Genomic DNA, 14,048 nt, shown 5'->3' with positions numbered 1-14,048 from the left:
CGGCCCCGGTGCGCCCGGCGGTCCTGGCTTCGCCGGCGGTCCCGGCGCCCCGGCGGGCGCGGACAGGCCCGGCTCTCCCGACGGCCCCGGCTTCCCGGGCGGTCCCGGCGGCCCGGGCAACGACCGTCCCGGCTTCCCCGGCAGCCCCTCGGGCGCCGGTGGCCCTGGCTTCCCCGACGGACCCGGCGCGCCCGGTGGCCCCGGTGGCCCCGGTGGCGACCGTCCCGGCTTCCCCGGCGGCCCGGCAGGGGCCGGCGGCCCTGGCTTCCCGCCCGCGCCCGGCGCCCCTGGCGGACCCGGGTTCCCCGGTGCTCCCGGCGCACCCGCCGGTCCTGGTGGTCCCGGGTTCCCTGACGGTCCCGGCGCGCCCGGCGGCCCTGGCGCCCCGGCCGGTGCCGGTGGCCCCGGCTTCCCCGGCGTGCCCGGTGGCCCCGGCGGCCCCGGCGGTCCTGGCTTCCCCGGTGCTCCCGGCGCACCCGCCGGTCCCGGCGGTCCCGGGTTCCCTGACGGTCCCGGCGCGCCCGGCGGCCCTGGCGCCCCGGCCGGTGCCGGTGGCCCCGGCTTTCCCGGCGCCCCCGCCGGTGGGCCCGGTGCGCCGCCTCCCCCGCCCGGTTTCCGGGGTGGGGCCGAGGGCGGGGTGCCCGGAGGGTTCGCCGGCGGTGGGGATCCGAACGCCACCGCCCAGGCGGAGCTGTGCCCGCAGTGCCGTACGCCGCGCGAGCACATGGCGCCGTACTGCGAGGAGTGCCGCTGGAACTTCCTGACCGGTACCGCGACCTCGTACACGCCGATCGCGCCGGCCAACCGGCCGGCAGGGCCGCCGTCGGGCTTCCCGCCGGCGCCGCCGGCTCCGGCCGCGCCGCAGGATCCGTTCGGGTACCACGACTCGCGGCCCTCGCAGGTGAACCGGCCGGCCGAGCCGCTGGGTGCCGAGCCGACCCACCACCAGGCGCCGCCCGCGTACGCCCAGGCGCAGGCTCCGGCCCCGCCGGCCCCGCCGCAGCCGCGGGCCGCCGCCGACGACGACTGGGTGCTGTCCCCGCCGTCCCAGCCGCAGCCCCCGCAGGCCCCGCAGGCCGGGCCGCCGCGTCCGCAGCAGTGGATCGCCCACATCGGGCCGGACCGCGACTACTTCATGGCGATGATGCGCCGCAGCGGCCCGGAGGCGTCGGGCCTCAACCTGCCCGCGTACGCGCCGCCGAAGCAACTGCCGCTCCAGGGCAACCAGGTCTCCATCGGGCGCCGCCGGCACTCCACCGGCGAGTCCCCCGACATCGACCTGGCCGTGCCGCCGGAGGACCCGGGCGTCTCGCACCAGCACGCCGTGCTGGTGCAGCAGCCCGACGGCTCGTGGGCGGTGGTGGACCAGAACTCCACCAACGGCACCACGGTCAACGGCGGCGAGGAGCCGATCCAGCCGTACGTCCCCGTCCAGCTCCAGGACGGCGACCGGGTGCACGTCGGCGCCTGGACGACGATCACCGTCCGGCGCGGCTGACCGGGAGGACCGGAGGCCGCGGGACCGGGGGTCCTAGACCTCCGGTCCTCCGCCGCCCCGTCTGAGACGATGGAACGGTGAACGAGATTCCCGGGGACGACGCGGTGCAGGAGCAGACCTTCTACGAGCAGGTCGGCGGCGAGGAGACCTTCCGCCGCCTCGTCCGGCGCTTCTACGAGGGCGTCGCCGGGGACCCGCTGCTCCGCCCGATGTACCCCGAGGAGGACCTCGGCCCCGCCGAGGAGCGGTTCGCGCTCTTCCTCATGCAGTACTGGGGCGGCCCCGGCACGTACAGCGAGCGCCGCGGTCACCCCCGGCTGCGGATGCGGCACGCCCCCTTCGTCGTCGACCGGGCCGCGCACGACGCCTGGCTCCGGCACATGCGCGCCGCGCTCGACAGCCTGGCCCTCGCGCCGGAGCACGACGCCCGGTTGTGGCGGTACATGACGTACGCGGCGGCCTCGATGATCAACACCGCCGGCTGAACGGACCCCCGCCGCCGGGAGGTTCAGACCACTCCGTGCCACCGGATGAACACATTCCGGGGAATGGTGACCGAATAACGGTCACGATCCCATCAAGGTCGGTGCGCAAGCGGTTTCCAGTGACCCGTGGCCGATGAAAGCATTCCCAGAACGTTTCGAGAGTTCGACAGGCGTTCGGATGCATGCGGACGCGCGTGGAGCGGCCAGGGGGATGGGTGACGGGGTTCGTACTTCTGCGCGTCAGGGCACACCGGCTGCTGCTCGGCGCGGCACTGCTCGCCGTCGTCCTGACCACCACGGTCCTCGCGGCGCTCGCCGGCTTCTCCGGCTCCATCGGGAACGCCGCGCTCCAGGCCGTCCTGCGCGACCGCTCCGCGGCCGCCGCGACGCTGCTCGTCTCCGGGCAGATACCGGCCGACCGGCGGGCCGCCGCCGACCAGGCGGTCGCCGACGGCGCCCGGCGCGCCTTCGACGGACTGCCCGTCACCGTCCGGCGCCTGGAGAGCTCGGGGCCGTACGCGCTGCCGCGCTCGCTCCAGCCGCCCGCGGCCCGCAAGGGCGACCCCGACCTGACCCACTTCGCGGCGCTCGACCGCTCCCGGCTCACCCTCGTCGACGGCGCCTGGCCGAAGGCCGGCCGCCCCGGCGGCGTCCTGGAGGCCGCGCTGCCGCAGGAGGCGGCGAAGCGGCTCAGGACCGGCCCCGGCGCGGTCCTCGAACTCACCGACCGGCTCGCCGAGAAGACCCTCCGGGTCCGGATCACCGGCGTCTACGCGCCGGCCGACCTCGCCGACCCGTACTGGCTGCTCGACCAGGCCCGCGGCCGCGGCGTGCAGACCGTCTCCTTCACCACGTACGGGCCGCTGCTCGCCGACCCGTCGGTGCTCGCCTCCGGCGCCGTCGCGGCCGGCGAGACCTCCTGGCTCGGCTCGGCCGACTTCTCCCGCCTCGACACCGGCGGCATCGCGCCGCTGCGCGAGGCGGCGGCCCGGGAGTCGCAGCTCCTCGCCGCCGACACCACCACCTTCGGCACCACCATCAACGCGGTCACCGAGCTGCCGACCGTCCTCGCGCAGACCGAACGCGCCCTCGCCGTCTCCCGCTCCACCCTCCTCATCGTCGCCGTCCAGCTGGTGATGCTCGCCGCCTACGCGCTGCTGCTCGTCGCCCGGCTGCTCAGCACCGAACGCTCCGGTGAGACCGCGCTGCTGCGCGCCCGCGGCGGCTCCCGGCGCCGGATCGCCGGACTCGCCGCCGCCGAGGCGCTGCTCCTCGCCCTGCCCGCGGCGGTCGTCGCCCCGCTGCTCTCCGGCCCGCTGACCCGGCTCTTCGCCGAGCGGTCCGCGCTCTCCTCGCTCGGCGTCCGGCTCGACACCTCGCCGTCGGCGACGGTCTGGCTGGTCTCCACCACGGTCGCCCTCGCCTGCGCGGCGGCGGTCGTCGCCCCCGCCCTCGGCGCCCGGGACGGCGACGCCGTCTCGCTGCGCAAGGCCCGCGGCGGCACCCTCCCCTGGCCGGTGCGGGCGGGCGCGGACCTCGCGCTGCTGCTCGTCGCGGGCATCGCGCTCTGGCAGCTCCAGCGGACCCCGGAGGCCGCCGCCGACGACTCCGGGGTCGACCCGGTGCTCGTCGCCGCCCCCGCGCTCGCGCTGCTCGCCGGCACCGTCCTGACGCTCCGTCTGCTGCCGCCCGCCGCCAAGCTGGCCGAGCGGCGCGCCGCCGCCGGCCGGGGACTCTCGGCCGCGCTGGCCGGCTGGCAGTTCAGCCGCCGCCCGCTGCGCGGCGCCGGCCCGGTGCTGCTGCTGGTCCTCGCCGTCGCGATGGGCATGCTGGCGATCGGCCAGAGCAACTCCTGGCAGCGGTCGCAGCACGACCAGGCCGACTTCCGGGCCGGCGCCCCGGTGCGGGTGCTGGGCGTCGGCCCCGGCGACCCGGCCCGCACCTCGCGGCTCGCCGCCGTCCCCGGGGTGCGGGAGGTCACGCCGGTCCACCGGTCCGCCATGGACCTGGCCGGCCGCAACGCGACCGTGCTGGCCGCCGCCACCGACCGGCTCGCCGGCGGCATGCTGCTGCGCGAGGACCTGGCCGGCGGCACGGCCGCCGAACTCCTCGCCCCGCTCTCCCCCGAGCGCGGCGCACGGCCCGGCTTCGCCGTCCCCGAGGACAGCCGCTCGCTCGTCGTCGACCTGCGCAGCCAGGCGCCCCGCGGCACCACCGACGCCCGGGTCACCTTCGTCCTGGAGGACGTGTACGGCGTCCCGCACCGCCAGTACGCCGGACAGCTGCCCGCCGACGGCCGCACCCACCGGCTCACGCTCGACCTCACCGGGCTGACCGGGCCCGGTGGCGGCTACGTCCTCACCGGCATCGAGCTGTCCGCCCGCTTCTCCGAGGGCACCCTGCGCCGGCAGACCCTCCACGTCGACCTGCTCGCCACGGCCGGCGGCGGCGGGACGCTGCGCACCGCCGACCCGGCCCGCAGCCTGGCCCGCTGGACCGCCGCCGGCGAACAGACCGCACAGGGCGAGCCGCAGGACCCGGAGTCGCTGACCGGTCGGGCCGGCGCTCCGGCGGCGGGCGCCACGGCGACCCCGTACTCCGTCGCGTACGAGCTGAGGGGCGCCTTCTCGCAGCCCTTCGCGCCGCCCTCCGAGGACTACACGGTCCGGCTGACCTCGCCCGTGGAGCGGAAGGACCACCTGCTCCCGGCCGTCGCCTCCGAGGCGTTCATGACCGCGGCCAAGGCGAAGCCCGGCGACCACCTGGAGCTCTCGCTCGGCGGCCGGCGGCTCTACGTCGTGGTCGGCCGGGTCGTGAAGGACCTGCCGACGACCGGCACCGGGGGCCGCACCACCGAGGCGGCGGCCGCCACCCACGTGCCGGAGGACGGCGGCGGCGTGCTCGTCGACCTGACGGCCGTCAACCGCTACCTCGCCACCACCGACCCGAACGCGCCGGTGGCGCCCACCGAATGGTGGCTGACCCCCGAGTCCGGCCGGGCCGACGACGTCGCCCGGGCGCTGCGCGCGAAGGCCGGCGAGGAACCCGGCGAGATCGTCGTCCGCGACGCGATCGCGGACGAACTGCTCGGCGACCCGCTCGGCGCCGGCCCCAACACCGCGCTCATGGCGGTGGCCGCCGCGGCCGCCGCGCTGGCCGCCGTCGGCTTCGCGGTCGGCTCGGCCGGTTCGGTACGGGAACGGTCCGCCGAGTTCGCGATCCTGCGGGCCCTCGGCGCGCCGCGCCGCCGGCTCGCCCGGCTGCTCGCCGCCGAACAGGGCGTCCTGATCGGGGTGGGGCTCCTGGTGGGCGTCGCCCTCGGCGCCCTGCTGGCCCGCGTCGTCGTCCCGCTCGTGGTGCTCACCGGCCGGGCCACCCGGCCCGTGCCGCCCGTCCTGGTCGAACTGCCCCTCGGCGAGGTGGCCCTGCTCCTCGCCGGAGTCGCCGCCCTGCCGCTCGCGGTCGTCGCGGCCATCGCCCTGCGCCGCAACGATCCGGCGGTGTCCCTGCGCCACCAGGGAGACAACTGATGTCCGACGACCCGCGCGAGGAGTCCCGCCCGATGCAGCCCGCAGGCGAGTCCGAGAAGGCCCAGGCCCGGGTGGCGGCCGCGTCCGAGCAGACCCGGGCCCGGGCCGTCGCGCCCTGGGTGCGGACCCGGCTGCGGGCCGCGCCCGGCGCCGCCGCCGGCCTGGCGCTGCTGGTGTTCGTCACCGCGCTGCTCGCCGCCGCGCTGCCGCGGGTGGTGGACGCGTACGAGACGGAGGGGCTGCGGCACGGCATCCGCACCGCCCCCGCCCACCAGTCCCAGCTGGAGATCACCTACCCGCTGGAGCACGGCGCCGCGGTGGCGCCCGCCGCCCTGCGCCAGGACCAGGAGGAGCTGCGGGGCCTGCTGCCCGCGCCGCTGCGCACCGACCCGGAACAGACCGTGAACGGGATCCGGACCATGGTGCCGGTCCAGGGCCTCGACCCGTGGCTGCCGCAGCCGGACCACGAGCCGGTGCAGTTCCTGCTCTCCTCGCCCTCGGACCTCGCCGCCCACGCCGTCCTGCGGCAGGGCCGGATGGCCAAGGGCGACGCGCGGCGCCCGGAGGCCGTCGCGACGACGGCGATGGCCAAGGTCCTCGGGATCAAGCCCGGTTCCGTCGTGCACGTGCCCGGCGTCGCCGCCGAACCGGTCGCCGTCACCGTGACCGGCATCGTGGAGCCCCGCGACCCCCGGCGGCCGTACTGGGTGGTGGAACCGCTGCTGTCCACCCCGGTGCTGGCGATGACGGACAGCCCGACGGAGCCGAAGCGCTACTGGCGGGCCGGCCTCCTCGTCGCCCCGGAGTCGGGGTCCGCCCTCGTCTCCACCACCGGCACCCCCGAGGTCTACTGGCGCTTCCCCGCGCTCGCCGACCACCTGACCGCCCAGGACGCCGAACCGCTCGCCGCCGCCGTCGACTCCGCGCGCACCGGCCCCGCCTCGGCCAAGATCCGCGAGGTCACCGGCGACACCGGACTGGTCACCACCGGCCTCGACGAGATCTCCGCGGCCTACGCCTCGTCGAAGGCCGCCATCTCCCCCGTCGTCGCCGTCGCCGTCTTCGGCATCGGCGCCGTCGCGGCCGTGGTCGTCGCCATGACCGGCGGCCTCTTCCTCAGCCGCCGGGACGGCGAACTCACCCTGCTCCGCGCCCGCGGCGCCTCCCTCACCGGCATCGGCCTCCGGCTGCTCGGCGAGACCGCCGCCGTCGCGGTCCCGGCGGCCGCGCTCGGCCTGGTGACGGCGGTGGCACTGGTGCGCGGCCCCGACACCCCCGGCGCCCCCGCCCTCACCGGCTCCGCGCCGCTCCTCCCGTCGGTCCTCGGCGCCGCCCTGGTGGCGCTGATCGCCGCCCTGGTGCTGCCCGTCCGGGCCGTGCTGCGGCACCGGGCGCCCCGGCTGCACGGCGCCCGCGAGGACCTGGTGGACGCCAAGCCGTCCCGGCGCCGCACCGTCGCCGAACTGACCCTGCTGGTCCTGGCGGCGGGCGCGATCGGCTCGCTGCGGCTGCGCGGCACCGACGACGCCGGCGACCACCTGGTCAGCGCCGCCCCGGTGCTCATCGGCGTGATCGCCGCCCTCGTCCTGGTGCGGATCCAGCCGCTGCCGCTGCGCTGGCTGGCCCGCCCGGCCCGCCGGATGCGCGGCGTCGTCGGACCGCTGGCCATCGCCCGCGCCGCCCGCTCCTCGGCCACCGGGGTGCTCCCGCTGCTCGCCCTCGTCCTGGCCCTGACCACGGCCGCCTTCGGCGGCTCCGTCCTCGCCGGCGTGGCCGAGGCCCGCGACCGGGCCGCGCTGCTCTCCACCGGCGCCGACGCCCGGATCGAGGGCCGCACCGAGGGCGTCCCGCTGCCGGCCGGGCTCACCGAGGCGGTGCGCTCCGCGAAGGGCGTCCGCGAAGCGCAGCCCGTACAGATCGAATACGGGGTGTCGCTGCCGTCCCCGGTCTCCACCGACCGGCCGATGAGCGCCCCGCTCATCGCCGTCGACCCCGCCGCCTACGCGCGGCTCGCCCAGCGGACCGGCAACGGCGCCTTCCCCGCGCAGCTGCTCGCCTCGACCGGGAAGGGCGGCCGGGAGGCCGTCGGCGACACCGACCGGGTGCTGCCGGCGCTCGCCTCCCCCGAGGTCGCCGCCCGCCTCGGCGACCAGCCGCAGCGGCTGAACGCCGCGGCCGGCGCCTTCCGGGTGAAGGTGGTCGCGGTACGGGACTCCACCCCGGCGGTCCGCGGCGAGGACTTCCTCGTGGTCAACGCCGCCGACATCACCAACCTGCGGCACACCACCGTGCTGGTCGGCGGTGACGTCGACGCCGCCGCGCTGCGCGCCGCCGTCGCCGCCACCTCCCCGGACTTCGAGGTGACGCTGCGCGCCGAGGCGCGCGGCTCCTACGTGGACTCGCCGCTCCAGTCCGGCGCCGAGGGGCTCTACTCGGCGGCGATCGGGGCGGGCGCCGCCTACGCGGTGGTCGCCGTGCTGCTGTCGCTGACGCGGAGCGGCCCCGAGCGGGCCACCCTCCTCGCCCGGCTGCGGACGATGGGTCTGACCCGGCGGCAGGGGCGCCGGCTGCTCGGGCTCGAAGCGCTGCCGCCGGCGGTCTTCGCCGCGCTCGGCGGCGCGCTGGCCGGCTGGGCGACGGTGCCGCTGCTCGCGCCCGGCGTCGACCTGCACCGGCTGGCGCTGGCGACGGCGGCGGACGGCGTGGGATCCGGCGGTGTCGCGCTGCGGGCCGACCCGTGGTCGCTGGTGGTGCCGGCGCTGGCCGTGGTCCTCCTGACGGGGGCGGCGGCGGCCATCCAGGCGTGGTGGACGGGGCGGAAGAGCTCGGTGACGGAACTCAGGGCAGGAGACGCACGATGACGACGACCGCGAACGCGACCCTGGAGGAGCTGGAGCGGCGGGCGAACGCGCACCGCGACCGGCCCTCGTACGGCCACGACGCGCTGATCGCCTGCGACCGGCTGGTGCGGATCTTCACCACCGACGGGGTGGAGGTGCAGGCGCTCCAGGGACTCGACCTCCTGGTCAAGGAGGGCGAGTTGATGGCCCTGGTCGGGGCGTCCGGCTCGGGCAAGTCGACCCTGATGAACATCCTGGCCGGCCTGGACGTGCCCACCGCCGGCGCGGCCCGGGTCGGCGGCTGCGACCTGCTCGCGATGACCGGAAAGGACCGGCTGCGCTACCGGCGCGAGGTGGTCGGCTTCGTCTGGCAGCAGACCGCCCGCAACCTCCTCCCCTATCTGACGGCCGCTCAGAACGTGGCGCTGCCGATGCAGTTGGCGGGCAGCAAGAGGAAGCGCGCCGAGCGGGCCGAGGAGCTGCTGGCGATGATGGACATCGCGCACTGCCGGGACCGGCGCCCGCACCAGCTCTCCGGCGGCCAGCAGCAGCGGGTCGCGATCGCCGTCGCCCTCGCCAACGACCCGAAGGTCCTGCTCGCCGACGAGCCCACCGGCGAGCTGGACTCGGCCACCGGCGAGCAGGTCTTCGCCTCCTTCCGCCGGGCCAACGAGGAGCTGGGCACGACGATCGTGATCGTCACCCACGACCAGGCCGTCGCCACCGAGGTGCGCCGCACGGTCGCCATCCGGGACGGCCGGACCTCCTCCGAGGTGCTGCGCCGCACCGAGGTCGACGAGGCGGGCCAGGAGTCGCTGGTGGCGCGGGAGTACGCGATGCTCGACCGCGCGGGCCGGCTCCAGCTCCCGGCGGACTACACCAAGGCGCTGGGCATGGAGCACCGCGTGGCGCTGGAGCTGGAGCAGGACCACATCGGGGTGTGGCCGGACGACGCGGAGGGCTGAGGAACCGGTCCGGACGGCCGGCGCGTCCCCGTCCCGGGGTGGTCGGGATGGAGCGGGCGAGGGCTCTCTCGTACGCGGGGGCGGTGGCCGTGCCGCTCGGCGCGGGCGCGCTGCTGCACCTGTGGGCGGGCTGGTCGACGCGGAGCCCGCTGGGCGTGCCGACCGCGCTCGCGGTCCTCGTCGGGCTGGTCCTGGCCGGGGCGGCGGCGCTGGCGCACGACGCGCTCTTCCGCGCGGGCGGCGGCGTCCTGGCGCTGGTGGTGCTGCTCGCGGGGCTCGGCGCGGTGTGGATCGAGGCCCGGGACTCCCGGGTGCGCGGGGCGACCGTGAGCTGTGTCGTGGTGGGGAGGGTACGGGTCACCGACCATCCCACCTTCGGCGAGGGCGCCCCGGAGGCGAAGCGGCTGTACCACCACACGCTGGACTGCCCGGGCGGTGGCCCGAAGGAGTTCTCCTGGGAGCGGAAGCTGGGCGATTCGGGGACGCCGGTCCGGATCGCGTACGACCCGGCGGGGCGGATGGACCCGGTCCCGGCCGACGAGAACGTCGCCCGGGGCGCCCCCTTCGTCCCGGCGGGCCTGCTGCTGCTCGCGGCGGGCCTCTCGGTCGCCTCGCTGAGGCACGAGCTCACCGGGAAGGGGCCGCGGATCCGGTGAGGCCCAAGGCCGCGTCTTTCGGATCAGGCCGGGGTGACGGTGAGCCCGGCGGGGGCCGTGCGCAGGGCGACGGAGCCGTACGGGGTGCGCAGCCGCAGCCACGGGCCGGCGGCCATCAGGGCGACCGGCAGGTCCTGCGGGGGCAGGAAGCCCAGCGACTGGGCGGCGTGCACGGCCCGCAGCGGCAGGCCGGTGGCGCCGAGGGTGCGGGACCAGATCTCGCGGCCGACGCGGTCGCGCTCGGCGCGGGTGCGCCGGTCCTCCGGCAGTTCCTCGTCGCGGCGGCGGAACTCGGCGACGGCCGCGGCGACCGCCCCGCGCAGCTCCGCGGCGCCGGGCAGGCCCTCGACGGGCTGCCAGCCGGTCCGCGGCGGGAGGACACCGGCCCACGGCGGGCCGGTGACGGCGGCGGGGACGACGGCCTTGCCGGCCGTCTCCTCGATGCCGTCGAGGAGTTCCCCGGCGGAGACGGTGATGTCGAGGTCGACGGCGTCCACCAGCCGGGCGGTGCGGATCGCGAGCACCTCGAAGGACGGCGGGCGTCCGAACACGGCGAGCGCGCCGCCCCCGGCCTGGAGGCGGACGGCGGCGGCGCGGTCGTAGTGCACGAGCCGGGTCAGGAAGGCGGCGAGGGCCGCCGCCTCCCTGGGGTCGGCGAAGTGCAGCGGGGCGAGCACCATCATGCGCGGGACGTCATCCCGTCGTCGACGTACTCCTGGAGGAAGCTGCGCTCCTCCTCGGAGATCCGGCGCGGGCGCTGCGCCTCCAGGTCGAACGGCACGACGACCGTGGACGCCCGGACGTAGGTCACGTCCGGGTCCTTGATCTCGTACGCGATCGTCAGCGAGGCCGCGCCGATCTTCGTGACCCACGACTCGATGGTCACCGGCTCGTGCCGGTGGACCAGCGGGCGCAGGTAGTCGATCTCGTGGCGGGCCACCACGGAGCCGCCGGAGAACGACGGGCTGCCGTCCCCGGGCGCCAGCCGGAACATGAAGTCGATCCGGGCCTCCTCCAGGTAGCGGAGGAAGACCACGTTGTTGACGTGCCCGAAGGCGTCCATGTCCGACCAGCGGAGGGGACAGCTGTAGATGTGCCTCGCCACGACGACCTCAGCCCCGGGTGAGCTTCTTGTGCGTGGCGCGGTGCGGACGCGTGGCGTCCGGGCCGAGCCGCTCGACCTTGTTCTTCTCGTAGGACTCGAAGTTGCCCTCGAACCAGAACCACTTGGAGTCGCCCTCGTACGCCAGGATGTGCGTGGCGACCCGGTCGAGGAACCAGCGGTCGTGGGAGACGACCACGGCGCAGCCGGGGAAGTCGAGGAGCGCGTTCTCCAGCGAGGAGAGGGTCTCGACGTCGAGGTCGTTGGTGGGCTCGTCGAGGAGCAGCAGGTTGCCGCCCTGCTTGAGGGTGAGCGCCAGGTTGAGGCGGTTGCGCTCACCGCCGGAGAGCACGCCGGCCGGCTTCTGCTGGTCCGGGCCCTTGAAGCCGAACGCGGAGACGTAGGCGCGGGACGGCATCTCGACCTGGCCGACGTTGATGTAGTCCAGCTCGTCCGAGACGACGGCCCAGAGGGTCTTCTTCGGGTCGATGTTGGCGCGGCCCTGGTCGACGTACGAGATCTTGACCGTCTCGCCGATCTTGATGTCGCCGGAGTCCGGCTTCTCCAGGCCCTGGATCATCTTGAACAGCGTGGTCTTGCCGGCGCCGTTCGGGCCGATGATGCCGACGATGCCGTTGCGGGGCAGGGTGAAGGAGAGGTCGTCGATGAGGACCTTGTCGCCGAACGCCTTGTTGAGGTTGTTGACCTCGACGACGACGGAGCCCAGGCGCGGGCCCGGCGGGATCTGGATCTCCTCGAAGTCCAGCTTCCGCATCTTCTCGGCCTCGGCGGCCATCTCCTCGTAGCGGGCGAGGCGCGCCTTGGACTTGGCCTGACGCCCCTTGGCGTTGGACCGCACCCACTCGAGTTCTTCCTTGAGGCGCTTGGCGCGCTTCTCGTCCTTCTTGCCCTCGACCTTGAGGCGCTCGGCCTTCTTCTGGAGGTAGGTCGAGTAGTTGCCCTCGTACGGGTGGGCGCGGCCGCGGTCGAGCTCCAGGATCCACTCGGCCACGTTGTCGAGGAAGTACCGGTCGTGGGTGATGGCCACGACGGTGCCCTTGTACTTGGCGAGGTGCTGCTCCAGCCAGTTCACCGACTCGGCGTCGAGGTGGTTGGTGGGCTCGTCGAGGAGCAGCAGGTCGGGGGCCTCCAGGAGGAGCTTGCAGAGCGCCACGCGGCGCTTCTCGCCACCGGAGAGGTTGCCCACGGGCCAGTCGCCGGGCGGGCAGCCCAGGGCGTCCATGGCCTGCTCCAGCTGGGCGTCCAGGTCCCACGCCTCGGCGTGGTCCAGGTCCTCCTGGAGCTTGCCCATCTCCTCCATGAGCGCGTCCGTGTAGTTCGTGGCCATCTCCTCGGCGATGGCGTTGAACCGGTCGAGCTTGCCCTTGATCTCCGCGACGCCGTCCTCGACGTTCTGCAGGACGGTCTTGGACTCGTCGAGCTTCGGCTCCTGCATGAGGATGCCGACCGAGTAGCCGGGGGTGAGGAAGGCGTCGCCGTTGGACGGCTGCTCCAGACCCGCCATGATCTTGAGAACGGTGGACTTACCGGCACCGTTCGGGCCGACCACACCGATCTTCGCACCGGGCAGGAAGCTCAGCGTCACGTCATCGAGGATGACCTTGTCGCCGTGCGCCTTGCGCGTCTTGCGCATCGTGTAGATGTACTCAGCCAAAGGAAACCGTCCGGCAAGGAGTGAGTGGGCAGATACACCCATCTTGCCGCACCACCGGCCTCAGGCGGAAACCAGTGGTCCCCGGCGGCGTTCTCCGGGCCCGGGGAAGGGCGACGGGGCCCCCCGCGGCGGGGGCGGCCGGGGCCGGGGGGGCCCGGGGGGGGATCGGGAGGACGTCGTCGTGCTCGCCCTCCGGGAGCGGCTCGCCGACCCCGGCGCGGGTGGCGGCGGCCGCGCCGAGGAGACGGGCCGCGCGGGCCGCGTCCCCGGCGAGGGAGACGGCGCCCGCGAGACCTTCCAGGCCGAGGGCGAGCGCGCGCGGATCGCCGGTCGCCCGGGCGGCGGCGAGACCCGAGCCCTGGAGCTCCAGCGCCCGGTCCGCGTCGCCGCGCAGCTCGGCCGCGAAGCCCAGTTCGGCCAGGATCAGCGCGGGCATGCCCGGTTCGTAGCCCATCCGGCGGTGGGTGTCGAGGACGTTGCGCATATGGGCCTCGGCCGCGTCGAGGTCGCCCTCCCGGCGGGCGCCCATGCCGAGGCCGATCTCCGCGTACTGCTCCCCGAAGCTGTCGGTCTGCTCGACGGCGATCCGCCGGGCCCGCTCGTGGAACTCCCGCGCCCGCCCGTACTCCCGGGTGAGCAGCGCGATCCGGCCCAGGCCGGAGAGCTGGAAGGAGACCTCCCGGCGCAGGTCCAGGCGCTCCGCGATGTCCAGGCAGGTCCGGTGCAGTTCACCGGCGTACGCGTACTCCCCCACGATCTCCGCCCGGGTCTGGAGCGGCACCATGGCCTGCAACTGCCCCCAGGCGTCGCCGAGTCCGCGGAACAGCTCCAGGCTCCGCTCGCCGTCGCGCAGCAACGCCGGGAAGTCGCCGCGGAGTTTGGCGTGGAAGGAGCGGGTGGCGAGGGCCGCCGCCGTGCCCCAGCGGTCGCCCAGCTCCTCGAAGCGGGCGAGGGCGCCGTCGACGAGCGCGGCACTCGCCGTGGCGTCCCCGATGCCGTAGAGGTGGGAGCCGAGGAACCAGGCGGCGCGGGCCTGCTCCAGGGGGTCGCGCACGTTCTCGTAGGCGTGCAGGGCGGAGCGGTAGTCGGCGACCGGGTCGGCGCTGCCGCCGGAGGCGAGCCGGACACCGCCGAGCCAGGCCGTGGCCCGGGCGACGAGCACCGCGGGGGCGGGGCCGGGGACGGCGAGCGCGGCGGAGAGGGACCGCTCGGCCTCGGCGCCCCTGCCCCGCAGCCGCCAGTACCAGCAGAGCGAGGTGGCGAGCCGGAGCGCGGTCTCCGCCTCCCCGGCGGAGAC

Annotated in this window: 9 protein-coding genes and 1 pseudogene; 6 read left to right on the top strand and 4 right to left on the bottom strand. The window is 75.9% G+C overall.

The features are described from left to right. Positions 1-418: 418 nt before the first annotated feature. The 6 genes from ACFW1I_RS35260 (at position 419) to ACFW1I_RS35235 (ending at position 9,974) form a co-directional block, all read left to right on the top strand. A complete protein-coding gene (locus tag ACFW1I_RS35260; RefSeq protein ID WP_384677657.1) occupies positions 419-1,498 on the top strand; it encodes an FHA domain-containing protein in 1,080 nt (359 codons plus the stop codon). A 77-nt stretch (positions 1,499-1,575) separates the two neighbouring features. Then, the gene (locus tag ACFW1I_RS35255; protein WP_384677656.1) at positions 1,576-1,983 is read left to right on the top strand and encodes a globin; all 408 of its coding nucleotides are present in this window, start codon (positions 1,576-1,578) and stop codon (positions 1,981-1,983) included. 215 nt (positions 1,984-2,198) lie between these two features. Then, positions 2,199-5,513, top strand: a complete 3,315-nt coding sequence (locus ACFW1I_RS35250; protein WP_384677654.1) for an FtsX-like permease family protein — start codon at positions 2,199-2,201, stop codon at positions 5,511-5,513. Then, entirely contained in the window at positions 5,513-8,374 is a 2,862-nt protein-coding gene (locus ACFW1I_RS35245; protein ID WP_384677652.1) for an FtsX-like permease family protein, read from the top strand. The genes ACFW1I_RS35250 and ACFW1I_RS35245 overlap by 1 nt, the downstream gene beginning before the upstream one ends. Further along, positions 8,371-9,318: an ABC transporter ATP-binding protein gene (locus ACFW1I_RS35240; RefSeq protein WP_384677650.1), complete on the top strand. Its 948-nt coding sequence runs from the start codon at positions 8,371-8,373 to the stop codon at positions 9,316-9,318. The genes ACFW1I_RS35245 and ACFW1I_RS35240 overlap by 4 nt, the downstream gene beginning before the upstream one ends. Before the next feature lie 47 nt (positions 9,319-9,365). After that, on the top strand, positions 9,366-9,974 hold the full coding sequence (locus ACFW1I_RS35235) for a hypothetical protein (RefSeq protein ID WP_384677648.1): 609 nt from the start codon (positions 9,366-9,368) through the stop codon (positions 9,972-9,974). Between the two features lie 23 nt (positions 9,975-9,997). On the opposite strand, the gene ACFW1I_RS35230 is transcribed toward ACFW1I_RS35235, so the two are convergent. The 4 genes and pseudogenes from ACFW1I_RS35230 to ACFW1I_RS35215 form a co-directional block, all read right to left on the bottom strand. Then, positions 9,998-10,657, bottom strand: coding sequence for a hypothetical protein (locus tag ACFW1I_RS35230; RefSeq protein WP_384677646.1), 660 nt, complete (start codon positions 10,655-10,657; stop codon positions 9,998-10,000). Continuing rightward, on the bottom strand, positions 10,654-11,079 hold the full coding sequence (locus tag ACFW1I_RS35225) for a thioesterase family protein (protein ID WP_319008419.1): 426 nt from the start codon (positions 11,077-11,079) through the stop codon (positions 10,654-10,656). Before ACFW1I_RS35225 ends, ACFW1I_RS35230 begins: the two co-directional genes overlap by 4 nt. A gap of 7 nt (positions 11,080-11,086) precedes the next feature. Then, positions 11,087-12,751: an energy-dependent translational throttle protein EttA gene (gene ettA, locus ACFW1I_RS35220; protein WP_384677643.1), complete on the bottom strand. Its 1,665-nt coding sequence runs from the start codon at positions 12,749-12,751 to the stop codon at positions 11,087-11,089. Beyond that, positions 12,744-14,048, bottom strand: a pseudogene (locus tag ACFW1I_RS35215) (AfsR/SARP family transcriptional regulator); the annotation flags it as partial. The gene ettA and the pseudogene ACFW1I_RS35215, both read right to left, overlap by 8 nt.

Origin of the sequence: Streptomyces sp. NPDC058955 (assembly GCF_042741435.1) — a bacterium.
Classification (GTDB): domain Bacteria; phylum Actinomycetota; class Actinomycetes; order Streptomycetales; family Streptomycetaceae; genus Streptomyces.
Note: the sequence above shows the minus strand (reverse complement) of the source record. Positions and strands in the feature narration are given on the sequence as shown.

Bases quoted from the DNA above. Each gene is read 5' to 3' on its own strand.
- ACFW1I_RS35230 (WP_384677646.1), bottom strand. From the start codon at position 10,657: ATGATGGTGCTCGCCCCGCTGCACTTCGCCGACCCCAGGGAGGCGGCG.
- ACFW1I_RS35245 (WP_384677652.1), top strand. From the start codon at position 5,513: ATGTCCGACGACCCGCGCGAGGAGTCCCGCCCGATGCAGCCCGCAGGC.
- ACFW1I_RS35235 (WP_384677648.1), top strand. From the start codon at position 9,366: ATGGAGCGGGCGAGGGCTCTCTCGTACGCGGGGGCGGTGGCCGTGCCG.
- ACFW1I_RS35240 (WP_384677650.1), top strand. From the start codon at position 8,371: ATGACGACGACCGCGAACGCGACCCTGGAGGAGCTGGAGCGGCGGGCG.